Below are 12,245 nucleotides of genomic sequence, written 5' to 3' on the forward strand. Positions count from 1 at the left end.
TCTCTCTAAAATTTAACAATAATTACGAATATTTAACTTGATATAATATTTTAAATATTTCTTCGTTTTGGGAATAAAGGTTACTTTTGAACCATAAAAATTAATAATCAATATATGAAGAAAATGCTATCTTCATTTGCCGTGATTTTTCTGATCTCTGCAAATGCTTTCGCGCAAAACCTTCCTACGGATCCTTCTGTAAGAATCGGTACTCTCTCAAACGGAATGAAGTACTACATCAAAAAAAATACATTACCGGAAAAGAAGGTAGATTTCAGACTGGCTATCAATGCAGGGTCTATTCTTGAGGACGAAAACCAGAGAGGTCTTGCACACTTCATGGAACACATGAATTTTAACGGTACAAAAAATTTCCCGGATAATAAACTGGTAGATTTTCTACAGTCGATTGGGGTAAAATTTGGCCAGCACCTTAATGCCTATACAAGTTTTGACGAAACGGTTTATATGCTTCCGGTACCTCTGGATAAGCCGGGTAATCTGGATGCAGGTCTTAAGGTGATGGAAGACTGGGCATTCAATGCAACACTTTCCGATGAGCAGATCAATAAGGAAAGAGGCGTTGTTCTGGAAGAATTGAGATTGGGTTTGGGTGCCGACAAAAGAATGTCAGACAAATATCTTCCTAAATTATTGTATAATTCTCAATATGCCAACAGACTTCCGATAGGTAAAAAAGAAGTCCTGGAAAACTTTAAGCCTGAAGTGATCAGACAATTCCACAAAGACTGGTATAGGCCTGATCTGATGGCTATTGTAGTAGTGGGAGATATCAATGTAGATGAAATTGAAAAGAAAATTAAAGACAATTTCAGCAAATACAAGAATCCGGATAAACCCAAAGAAAGAAAAACATTCGACCTGCCGAATCATAAGGAAACTTTAGTTGCTATTGAGACGGATCCTGATGCTACAAGATCTATGGTTCAGTTTATCATGAAAGATTCTGAGGCTTATCAGCCTGATGTTACTGTTGAGCAATATAATCAGAGCATCGTCGAAAACCTTACCTCGACAATGTTGAATAACAGATTAAGTGAACTGGTAAATTCTACCAATCCTCCATTTACATACGGATCGGTTTATCATGGGGGTACTTATGCCAGAAGCAAAGAAGGTTTCCAGGGATTTGCTATGGTTAAAGATGGCGGTCAGATGAATGCACTGAAAGTTCTTCTAGAAGAAACGGAAAGAGCAAAAAGATTCGGGTTTACGCAGACTGAACTCGACAGGGCGAAATCTCAGGTCTTATCTAATTTAGAAAGATCTTACAACAACCGTGACAAAACGGAAAGTGATATGCTGGTAGATGAATATGTAAGAAACTTTCTTGAGCAGGAGCCGATTCCCGGAATTGCATGGGAATATGAAGACACAAAGAAATTTTTGCCTTCTGTAACGCTGGCCCAAACGAATGATGTTATCAAAAAGTTTGTGAAAGATGACAGTAGGGTAGTTGTGATCACAGGTCCCAAAAAAGATAATGTTCCGATGCCGACGCAAGCCATGGTTTTAAATGTGTTTGAAAGCGTGAAAATGGCAGACCTAAAGCCTTATCAGGAAAAAGAAACGATCAAAAATTTAGTAAAGCCATTCAAATCTGAAGGTAAAATCACTAAAACAGAAACAGATACTAAGCTGGGAACTACAACTTGGACTTTAAGTAACGGAGCAAAAGTAACGTTCAAAAAAACAGATTTTAAGGACGATGAAATTGTCTTTTCAGCCAGAAGCATGGGAGGTAGCTCATTGATTAATGATGCCGATTTCAATAAGACTCAGTTTGCATTTTCTGCTTTATCAGAAGCGGGAGTAAGTGGTTTTTCAAAAGCTGACCTTACCAATTATTTAGCAGGAAAACAGGTTAATGTAAATACGTTTGTGGGTCCTTATTATGAAGGAGTTTCAGGAAGAACCAGTCAGAAAGATTTTGGAACGGCGATGGAGCTTATATATGCTTATTTCACGGGATTAAATTACAATCAGGATGCATTCAATGCTTATAAAACCAAGCAGTCTGCGATGTTGGATAATTTATTGTCGAATCCACAGTTTTATTTCTCCAACGAGCATGCCAAGTTTATGAATCAGAAAAATCCAAGATTTATTGGTATTATTCCAATGGAAAAAGAATGGGCAAATACGGATTATAAAAAGGCATATGATATTTACAAAGAGAAATTTGCCAACGCCGGAAATTTTCATTTCTATTTTGTAGGAAATCTTGATGAGGCTAAATTTAAGAATGAAGTGTTGCAGTATATTGCCAGCTTGCCGTCAACAGGAAAAACGACCAACTTTAAAGATACCGGCTACAGACAAATGACCGGAGATTACACGAAAGTGTACAAAAAAGGAAAAGATCCGAAAAGTATGGTTGCTATTTCTTACAGTGGCGAAACTCCATATAACGAAAAAGAAGCACTGGCTCTGGAAGCATTGGGTGAAGTGGCTACGATCAAAGTAATTGAAAAATTGAGAGAAGACGAAAGCGGAATTTACGGTGGCGGAGCCAGGGGAAGTATGAATAAAGCCCCATACAGCACTTATAATTTCAGCATTAGTTTCCCTTGTGGTCCTGAAAATGTAGATAAACTCACGAAAAGTGCCATCGCAGAACTCCAGAAGCTAATCGACAAAGGTCCTGAACAAAAAGACCTTGACAAGTATAAAGAAGGAGAAATGAATGATTATAATACCCAGATAAAAGATAATATGTTCTGGATGAATAATCTTACCAGAAATCAATTTGACGGAACTGATAAATACGAAATCTTAAATTATAAAGAAAAAGTACAGGCCTTGACGGTAAAAGATCTTCAAGATGTTGCGAAAAAATATCTTACAAAAGGGAGAATTGTAGCGACATTAATGCCGGAAGACGGTTGGGAAAACGCCAAAAAAGACGAAGCAAAAGCTACAACGGCGGTAATCAAAACCGGAGCCGCAAATTAATATCCGATAAAAAATTAAGTAAAAAACCGTCTCTTAAACTAAGGGACGGTTTTTTTAGTTTATTTTCTAAAACTCTAAAACTCTAAAATCTAAGACTTAAGACTCATATTCCTTTTTCCATTCATCGGCAACGTCTGAAAGAACACTGTAAAATTCTTCGCCATATTTTCTGATCAACGGAGTTTTCAGGAATTTATATACAGGAACCTGCAGTTCTTTTCCCAAAGCACAGGCGTCATTGCACACGCTCCATTCATGATAATTCAAGGCAGTGAAAGAAGAATATTCTGTTACCCGAATCGGGTAGAGATGACACGAAATTGGTTTTTGCCAGTCTACGGCGCCGTCTTCATACGCTTTTTCAATACCACATTTTGTGATGCCTTTTTCATCGAAAGTTACGTAAGCGCATTCGCGGTCTTCCACCATAGGAGTTACGTACATACCGTCCATAGGATCTGTCGTCCAGGTTCCCTGTTCTTCCAGCGCTTTGATGCCTTCCTGGGTAAGGTAGGGCTTAATTTTATCAAAAATAGTATCTAAAATTTCAAGCTCATCTTTATCTAAAGGAGCGCCTACGTCTCCTTCCACACAACATGCACCTTTACATTTGCTAAGGTTGCAAACAAACTCTTCAGAAAAAATTTCTTCGGAGATCAATTTATCGTCTATCTGAATCATAATCTTTTAAAATAAATCAAAATAAGTTCCGGCCTTAAAGCCAATTAAACTGAAAATAATTATCCATAAGCATACTTCCTGCATCCAGTATTTTGGCAGAAACCTCAGCATCCTACTGAGAATAATCGTAGATGGAAAGGCAAGAAGCAGTAGGTATTCATAGGTTTTGTTCATATAAAGTATAATGGTAATCAGCTGAGCAACAGAGAAAACCAATAAGAAAGTATATTTGTATCTGCTGACCGGACTTTTCTTGTTATAATTTTTGAAATGATCATACACAGCATAGATCAGCATCAGCGCAATGGGAATTAAAGGAAGTAAACTTTCGTAGTCTGTAACAAATGTCATTTTGCCGAAAGGAAAGTAGTTCATATTCCAGGAAGTGAAATCCATAAAAAACATCACGGAAAAATAGCTGAAAACAATCAGAAAAATCCCCAGTAGAAATCTGAAAATATTAAGACCGATTCTCTCGGAAGTAGCAATAACGTGAATGATCACAAAAACGGCCATTGGCCATGTCGTAGGAAGAAAAATAAAATTCAGCGCAACGATAGAACCTACCAGCACATAAGATTTCTTTCTGATGTCCTCATTCGTGCTCGTGAGAAGTAAAAGAAGAAAAGAATTGGTAAGCAGCGAAACGGCAAGACCGATATCAAGTCTCCCCGGATACAACCCGAAAATAAAAAATGTATATAAAAATAAAGGTAAATGCGTCTGGTAATTCAGCGCAATGCTGTGAAAGCAAAAATATCCCAAGGCAATTCCCAAAAAGGTAATTACAGCGATAATTGCTTCATAAGTATTGAAATTCAGAAAGTTAAAAGTTATTACTATTAAAAGAAGAAACCCAATATAAACCGGGATTGAAAAAATATTGCTTTCTTTTGAAAGTAATTTAAACATTTTTTATAAATTTGTACAAAGTTAATTTAAAAAAGGAAAATAATGACGTCTTTCTTTCTATTCTTAAGCAAAGTTTTCAAATGGTCGTTTGGTTTTTTTGATGCATTCGGAAACGTATTAAACTGGATTTTATTTATCGTTTGCTGCGCATTGTTTACCTACTGGTGCTATGTTTTGGTAACAACCCTTGGTAACAATAAAGACAAAGACTACTATTCTCCAACGGAAGGGAAGTTCCCTTACTATGATCCTAATATTTACAAAAAAGAAGGTTAATTAATTGGTTATATAGTAAAAAGCCGATCAAATGCTATTTGGTCGGCTTTTTTTATTTGTCAATGCTTAAACTTCTGATCATTCATGAATGGGAAGTACTAACACAGGAATATTGGAGTCTTTTGTAATTCCTTTTGTTAAGCTTCCTACAAAAACATCGTAAATACCGCTTCTGCCGTGCGATCCCATTACGATGAAATCTGCTTTTTTGTCCTGAGCATGCTCAAGAATGATATCTTTGGCGATGCCCTGTTTCAGGATATGTTCACAATCTACATCGTGAGCCAGAATTCTTTGCTGTATTTTATTCAGCTGTACCAGTTCCTCTCTGATCTCGTTTTCTTCAACCTCCGGAAAATACTGGAATCCCATATCTCCAATAGCAAAACCAATATCCGACGGCGCTACGTGGATAAGAAAAATTCTGCCGTTTATCTGCTTTGCAAATTTTACCGCACCTTCTATAAGCTGCTCTGTTTTGTCCCCAAAATCTACGGGCAATACAATATTTACCATAACCTTTAATTTTGTCTACTAAAGTTAAGAAAAATATGGCAGAAAACAGTGTTAAATTATCTATAATATTCTGATATCGATCACTTTTTTATCTTGAAGGTAGGCTTCCAGAATGTCGTTTTCATCAACCTTGCCAACACCTTTTGGAGTCCCTGTAAAAATCAAATCACCTACTCTTAAGGTAAAATACTGTGAAACAAAAGCAATAATATCGTCAATACTGAACATCATATCTTTTGTATTCCCATCCTGAACTTTTTCTTTGTTTTTTAATAGCGAAAAATTCAGCGATTCCAGATTGAAATCGTCTTTTTTAAAGAAATTTCCGACCACCGCAGAACCATCGAATCCTTTAGCAAGTTCCCACGGAAGCCCTTTAGATTTCAAATCGCTCTGAAGATCCCTTGCCGTAAAATCAATTCCCAGCCCGATTTCTTCATAATGCTTAGGCGCAGTTTCTTTCTGGATATACTTTCCGCCTTTTGAAATTTTTACGACCACTTCCAGTTCATAATGAACATCATTTGAAAATTCAGGAATATAAAAATCATTTCCTTTCAGAACAGCCGTATCGGGTTTCATGAAAATGACCGGTCTTTCCGGGATTTCATTTCCCAGTTCTTTTGCGTGCTCGCTGTAATTTCTTCCTATGCAGATTATTTTCATAATTTATTTATTTTGTCATTGCGAGAAGCAATCTCTATCTCGACTTAATATTTTTAATTTTTAGGAGCTGTTTCCCGCTTTCCGCTATATCTTTGCTCCGCTCCGCTACACAAAAGGATGCCGCTGCAATCGGGGCTATGAGAGAGAGTAGTCAATTTCTACGAGTCAATTGTGAATTTTAACAATTATTATAATTCACTGCGAAGCAAAATTCACCATTCACTCTTTTAAAAAACCAGCCCGTCAAAAATTCTTTGAATTTTCGCCACCCCTCCAGAGGAGTGGAATTCTAGCACTCATTTCAATATTGTCTTTGTTATGACAAAAGTGCTACTCATTTGCTGAGTGAAACGCCATTGCGAACAAAAAAATATCCACATTAAAAATTCAAAAAAACTTTGCGCCTTAGCGTTAAATATATTTTCACTTCACATTTGATCCTTCAGAATGGCAAATATGATGTCATGCCGAGCTTGTCGAAGCATCAATGCGTAAACTCATTTCCACAGTAATAGCACACAAACTTATGACTTGTCAGAATTGAAATGCCAAAAAAGCTTGTGGCACTATCATCTCTGTAAATATGATTAGATCCACATTTCGGGCATACAAAATCAAATTCAGGATCTGAAATGGTATGTTCCACTTCCAGAGAAAACTCTTCATTTTCTTTATAATCTAGCAGTGCCTGATGCGCTTTTTCCAGATCTTCTTCAAAAACCTGCAGCTGAATACCTCCGACCGCCTGAGACAAAAGCCAATCCGACTGGATCAGCTGCTCATTCGCAATAAAGCTGTTGATGCCACTTTCCGCCAGGATCTGCTTGTCCCGGTTGGCTTGAAGCGCCGTTTCATAGAATTTAAATTTTACAAGCTCACTCATGATTAAAATCTGCTTGATAACTGGATTTTCGTAAAGACTTTCTTGGTGTACAAAGGGAATTCCGCATTCTGAAGCCACCCGAAATAGCCAAGATCTTTCTTGAAAACGACCTTTACACACTGTCCTTTATATTTTCCGAAGTTGAATACTTCCTCCAGTTTTTCGTTATACCCGATAAATCCGGCAAGATCTGCGTGTTTATTGTGGAAAGTAAACTCACTTAGCGGTCCGATTTCATTCGGGATATCGTCATATTTACCCACCTGTGCATCCAATACTTCAAAAGTTGCCATCACATCAGCTTCCGCAGAATGGGCATTTTCTAATGTTTTTCCGCAATAAAACTGGTAGGCGGCACTCAGATTTCTTGGTTCTTTTTTATGGAAGATCGTCTGTGCATCTACCAATCTGAATTTACTTAAATCAAAATCGATTTCCACTCTCAATAATTCTTCTGCCAGCAACGGCACATCAAAACGGTTGGAATTAAAGCCTCCCAAGTCACTTCCGGCAAGCATTTCCATGATTTTCGGAGCAATTTCTCTAAACGTAGGGGCATCTTTCACATCTTCATCATAAATTCCATGGATCTCACTGCTCTCTTTCGGGATTGGCATTTCAGGGTTTACTTTCCATGTTTTGCTTTCTCTCGAAGCATCAGGATTCACTTTTAAAATACAGATTTCAACAATCCTATCTTTCCCGATGTTGGTTCCTGTGGTTTCTAAATCAAATATACAGAGCGGTTTATGTAATTTTAAGTTCATTTTTTATAATTTGAAAATTTGAGAATGTGTTAATTTGAAAATGGAATCACGATAGAATCAATCCTGTTTCAATTGTTTTTGAAAGATAAGAGAAATTAGGATATAATAAATGATTACTAAAGGAATTCCGACTGTTTTAAAAATAATTAAAATAATGACAGCGCCAAGTAATAATGCGATTTTTGGATAATTATCATGCAGCTTCATCGATTTGAATTTCATTGCAATCATTTTTATCGGTGATATCAGAAGCCATGATGAAAGTACAGTTAAAATAATCATTATCATGCTGTTGTTTAATAAAGAAACAAAGATTTCTTCATGTTTAAAAGCGTAATATAATCCAAAAATTAGTATTGTATTGCTGGGAGTGTTCAACCCTTTAAAATAATATTTCTGTTCTTCATCGAGATTGAAAATAGCCAGTCTTAAACAGGAGAAAAGCGTAATCAGTAATCCGAAATATTTAATCTCAAAAGGTAAAGTGATTCCTGAAAGATCATTTCCGGACGGCTCAAGAATTTTAAACATCGTCAAGCCCGGAACAAGCCCGAAACTCACCATATCTGCCAAAGAATCCAGCTGAACACCAAGATTGGAATTTGATTTTAAGGCTCTTGCCACAAATCCGTCAAAAAAATCCAGGATCAGAGAAAAAATCAGGCAGATGGCGGTCGTCTGGTAATCACCTAAAATAAGATGAATCGCACCTACACATCCCGAAAAAAGGTTGCCTAATGTAATGGCGTTGGCAAGATTATTTTTAATAAAATTCATAGTCACAAAATTAATAAATTAATATAACAATGTATCAATTTAACAGTGTATCAATTATTGCTTCATTTTCCGAATCGTTGCACTGTTCCATTATTCCACTGGTACACTATTACATTGCTACATTGTTTAACTGTTACATTATTTTGGTAAATTTGCGCCATGAAATTGTTTAAAGAATTTAGAAAACAGGAGGTTCTGGTGCTTTTGTACAGGATCTTTTTAGCCTATTTTTTCTATCAGATTGCCCGGTTTTTATTCTGGTATTTCAACCGCGGATTAATAAAAGTAGATTCTGTATCAGATTATTTCAGTCTGTCATTTCACGGAACTGCTTTCGATACCACAGCAATTTTATATGTTAACGCGCTTTTTATCCTGTTAAGCATTATTCCAATAATCATTAATACGAAAAAAGGATATCAGAAATTTCTTTTCTGGCTGTACTTTATCACCAATGGAATTGCATATGCCATGAACTTTGGAGATATGGTTTATTTCAAGTTTTCCCAAATGAGGCTGACTTCCGCTGCGCTTCAGGTTGCACAGCACGAGAATAATATTTTCAAGGTTTTTACATCTTCAATCGTTCAGAATCCTTTTGTTCTCATTTGGTTCGTAGTGTTAATGGGATTATGGGTTTTCCTGTATAAAAAAGTAAAAATAACAGAAAAGAAGCCTGTAAAGCTTGTTCCGTATTTTATATGGTCTGTGGTAGTGCTTTGTGTAACAGCCGTTTTGACGGTTGGGGGAATTCGTGGCGATTTCAAACACAGCACAAGACCAATCAATCTGGTGGACGCGAACCGTTTTGTAAAACTGCCTGCCCAGGGAAATATGGTGCTGAACAGTACATTTTCCTTTTTCCGAACTTTAAATACTAATAATTTTAAAGAAGTTCATTTTGTTGATGAAAAATTTATCGAAGATAATATTCATCCTTATAAACTATATGAAAGAAAGGTGACGGAAAAACCTAATATTGTCATTTTTATTGTGGAATCTTTCAGCAGAGAATATTCCGGAGCTTTTAATAAAGATAAAAATATCAAAGATTATGTGTCTTATACGCCTTTTATGGATAGTCTCGCAGGACAAAGTCTTATTTTTCCGAATACTTTTGCGAATGGACGACAGTCGATTCACGGGATGAGTTCTGTTCTGGCGGGAATTCCAAGCTTGACTGATGCTTTTACGAGTTCGCCGTATTCTAACCAGAAAATCCAGTCAATCGTTTCGGTATGTAACGAAATGGGCTATGATACCTCGTTTTATCACGGTGCACCAAATGGTTCGATGGGATTTTTGGGCTTTGGTAATATTTTGGGCTTTAAACATTATTTTGGTAAAACGGAATACAATAACGAAAACGATTTTGATGGAATGTGGGCGATTTGGGATGAACCGTTTTTACAGTATTTTGCTAAAAATGTAGGTAAAAAGCAGCCGTTCATGGCAACTGTTTTTACCGCTTCTTCGCATCATCCGTTCAAAATTCCTGAAAAATACAATGGTAAGTTTAAAAAAGGTAAGAACCCGATGCACGAGCCGATTCAGTACACCGATTACTCCATTAAAAAGTATTTTGAAACGGCTAAAAAACAGCCTTGGTACAACAATACGATTTTTGTTTTCACGGGAGATCATACCAATGAAGTGTATTATTCTGAATATGAAAAAATTATGAACCGTTTTGCTGTTCCTTTAATATTTTATTCTCCAAATCCTGAATATCAGTTAAAAGGGGTGAACAATGAGTTTGCTCAACAGATTGATATTTATCCTACATTAGCTGATCTGATTGGTTATAATAAAAAAATAAGAAGCTGGGGAAGAAGCCTCGTGAGCGAAAAACAATATGATCCGATTATCGCTAATTCAGACGGTGCTGTGGAGCAGTTTATCATCGGAAATTATATTTACCGTTTCGATGGTAAAGAAGTGATAGGTATTTTTGATAAATCCGATCTTGGACTGGAAAAAAATCTTAAAGATAACATGAAAAATAATCCTGAAGCAGAAAATGGGGAGAAGATTGCTAAAGCTTGGTACCAGGATTATATGAACAGGGTGATCAATAGGAAATTAAATTGAAATATTTCAATTTAACTATTTGAATTAAAGCACATCTATCTTAATGTATGTTCCGGATAATAAATATTTTTGTTATTTGGAAATTAATTTCTATTTTTAGCAATATATAGACAACCAAATTATTTTATTACAATTAAAACTATAAAAATATGAGAAAATTATTATTAACATTTATTCTTTCTTTCATGGGAATCTTTTCATTTGCTCAGATCGAAGGAAAATGGAAAACGATAGATGATAAGACCAAGCAGGCAAAGTCTATTGTAGAAATCTATAAAAAAGGAGATCAGTATTATGGAAAAGTTTCCCAGCTTTTGATAAAACCTGCAAATCCTAATTGTGTAGATTGTAAGGACGACAGAAAAAATAAGCCGATTCTGGGGATGGAAATCATCAGAGGTCTGAAAAAAGATGGAGATGAATTTACCGGCGGTACAATTACAGATCCTAAAGATGGAAAAACATATAAGTGTACCATTAAAAGAGATGGAGACAAACTTAATGTAAGAGGTTACTTAGGATTTTCTCTCATAGGAAGGACCCAAGTATGGCATAAAGTTAATTAATTACCATTAAATAAAATTAATAAACGGCATTTCAATAAATGAGATGTCGTTTTTGCTATGTGAATAATAAAAAAACACTATTTTTGTACTCTAAATTTTTCAAAAAGATATGGCAGAATATACTTTTCGTGAGGTAATTGCACAGGCAATGAGCGAGGAAATGCGTAAAGACGAATCCATTTATTTGATGGGGGAGGAAGTAGCAGAATACAATGGTGCATACAAAGCTTCAAAAGGAATGCTGGATGAATTTGGTCCTAAAAGAATAATCGATACACCAATCGCTGAGCTTGGTTTCGCAGGAATCTCTGTGGGAGCTGCAATGAATGGTAACAGACCTATCGTAGAGTTTATGACCTTCAATTTCTCTTTGGTGGGAATCGATCAGATTATTAATAATGCTGCAAAGATCCGTCAGATGAGTGGAGGTCAGTGGAATTGTCCTATCGTTTTCCGTGGTCCTACGGCTTCTGCAGGTCAATTGGGTGCCACTCACTCTCAGGCTTTTGAGAGCTGGTATGCCAACTGTCCGGGATTGAAAGTGGTTGTACCTTGTAATCCTTACGATGCAAAAGGATTGTTAAAAACAGCTATCCAGGATAATGATCCGGTAATTTTCATGGAATCTGAGCAGATGTATGGTGACAAAATGGAAATTCCTGAAGAAGAATACTACTTGCCGATCGGAAAGGCTGATATCAAGAGAGAAGGAAGCGATGTTACCTTGGTTTCTTTCGGAAAAATCATGAAACTGGCTATTCAGGCAGCAGAAGATCTTGCAAAAGAAGGAATCTCTGTAGAAGTAATCGATCTTAGAACAGTGCGTCCTTTGGATTACGATACGGTTTTAGCTTCTGTTAAGAAAACAAACAGATTGGTTGTTCTGGAAGAGGCGTGGCCATTTGGTTCTGTCGCTTCTGAAATTACTTACATGGTGCAACAGAAAGCCTTTGATTATTTGGATGCTCCTATCAAGAGAATTACAACTCCTGATGCCCCTGCTCCTTACTCCGCGGCTTTATTTGCAGAATGGTTCCCAAAACTTGAAAAAGTAAAAGAGGAAATCAAAAAAGCGATGTACGTGAAATAATTAACATAATTATAGAGAAAAACTTCCGAAAGGAAGTTTTTTCA

The 12,245-nt window shown here is 36.3% G+C and carries 12 protein-coding genes; 5 read left to right on the forward strand and 7 right to left on the reverse strand.

Going from position 1 to position 12,245, the window contains the following annotated elements; genetic code table 11:
• Nucleotides 1-114 precede the first annotated feature (114 nt).
• Entirely contained in the window at nt 115-2,976 is a 2,862-nt protein-coding gene (locus ACWNCI_RS18205) for a M16 family metallopeptidase (protein WP_449389368.1), read from the forward strand.
• 96 nt (nt 2,977-3,072) lie between these two features.
• Here the strand turns inward: ACWNCI_RS18205 and ACWNCI_RS18210 are convergent, their stop codons facing one another.
• Together ACWNCI_RS18210 and ACWNCI_RS18215 are read right to left on the reverse strand one after the other, a co-directional pair.
• A complete protein-coding gene (locus tag ACWNCI_RS18210) occupies nt 3,073-3,657 on the reverse strand; it encodes a DUF3109 family protein (protein ID WP_346986421.1) in 585 nt (194 codons plus the stop codon).
• Nucleotides 3,658-3,663: 6 nt separating this feature from the next.
• A complete protein-coding gene (locus ACWNCI_RS18215) occupies nt 3,664-4,569 on the reverse strand; it encodes a DUF6427 family protein (RefSeq protein WP_449389369.1) in 906 nt (301 codons plus the stop codon).
• Nucleotides 4,570-4,611: 42 nt separating this feature from the next.
• Between ACWNCI_RS18215 and ACWNCI_RS18220 the strand changes: the two genes are divergently transcribed.
• Entirely contained in the window at nt 4,612-4,845 is a 234-nt protein-coding gene (locus ACWNCI_RS18220; protein WP_346986419.1) for a DUF6341 family protein, read from the forward strand.
• A gap of 78 nt (nt 4,846-4,923) precedes the next feature.
• On the opposite strand, the gene ACWNCI_RS18225 is transcribed toward ACWNCI_RS18220, so the two are convergent.
• The 5 genes from ACWNCI_RS18225 to ACWNCI_RS18245 form a co-directional block, all read right to left on the reverse strand.
• Nucleotides 4,924-5,361, reverse strand: a complete 438-nt coding sequence (locus tag ACWNCI_RS18225) for a universal stress protein (RefSeq protein ID WP_346986418.1) — start codon at nt 5,359-5,361, stop codon at nt 4,924-4,926.
• 60 nt (nt 5,362-5,421) lie between these two features.
• Entirely contained in the window at nt 5,422-6,027 is a 606-nt protein-coding gene (locus ACWNCI_RS18230; protein WP_449389370.1) for a fumarylacetoacetate hydrolase family protein, read from the reverse strand.
• A 484-nt stretch (nt 6,028-6,511) separates the two neighbouring features.
• Nucleotides 6,512-6,910, reverse strand: coding sequence for a putative signal transducing protein (locus ACWNCI_RS18235; RefSeq protein ID WP_346986417.1), 399 nt, complete (start codon nt 6,908-6,910; stop codon nt 6,512-6,514).
• 2 nt (nt 6,911-6,912) lie between these two features.
• Nucleotides 6,913-7,677: a 3'-5' exonuclease gene (locus ACWNCI_RS18240; protein ID WP_346986416.1), complete on the reverse strand. Its 765-nt coding sequence runs from the start codon at nt 7,675-7,677 to the stop codon at nt 6,913-6,915.
• A gap of 57 nt (nt 7,678-7,734) precedes the next feature.
• Nucleotides 7,735-8,454 (reverse strand): CDP-alcohol phosphatidyltransferase family protein, encoded by a 720-nt coding sequence (locus tag ACWNCI_RS18245; RefSeq protein ID WP_449389371.1) that lies wholly within the window; start codon nt 8,452-8,454, stop codon nt 7,735-7,737.
• A 159-nt stretch (nt 8,455-8,613) separates the two neighbouring features.
• On the opposite strand from ACWNCI_RS18245, the gene ACWNCI_RS18250 reads away from it, so the two are divergent.
• The 3 genes from ACWNCI_RS18250 to ACWNCI_RS18260 all read left to right on the forward strand — a co-directional run bounded on the left by ACWNCI_RS18250 (nt 8,614) and on the right by ACWNCI_RS18260 (nt 12,201).
• Nucleotides 8,614-10,545 (forward strand): LTA synthase family protein, encoded by a 1,932-nt coding sequence (locus ACWNCI_RS18250; RefSeq protein ID WP_449389372.1) that lies wholly within the window; start codon nt 8,614-8,616, stop codon nt 10,543-10,545.
• Between the two features lie 149 nt (nt 10,546-10,694).
• The gene (locus tag ACWNCI_RS18255; RefSeq protein ID WP_449389373.1) at nt 10,695-11,111 is read left to right on the forward strand and encodes a DUF2147 domain-containing protein; all 417 of its coding nucleotides are present in this window, start codon (nt 10,695-10,697) and stop codon (nt 11,109-11,111) included.
• A 109-nt stretch (nt 11,112-11,220) separates the two neighbouring features.
• On the forward strand, nt 11,221-12,201 hold the full coding sequence (locus ACWNCI_RS18260) for a pyruvate dehydrogenase complex E1 component subunit beta (protein WP_449389374.1): 981 nt from the start codon (nt 11,221-11,223) through the stop codon (nt 12,199-12,201).
• Nucleotides 12,202-12,245 lie beyond the last annotated feature (44 nt).

The organism is Chryseobacterium lineare, from assembly GCF_977014045.1.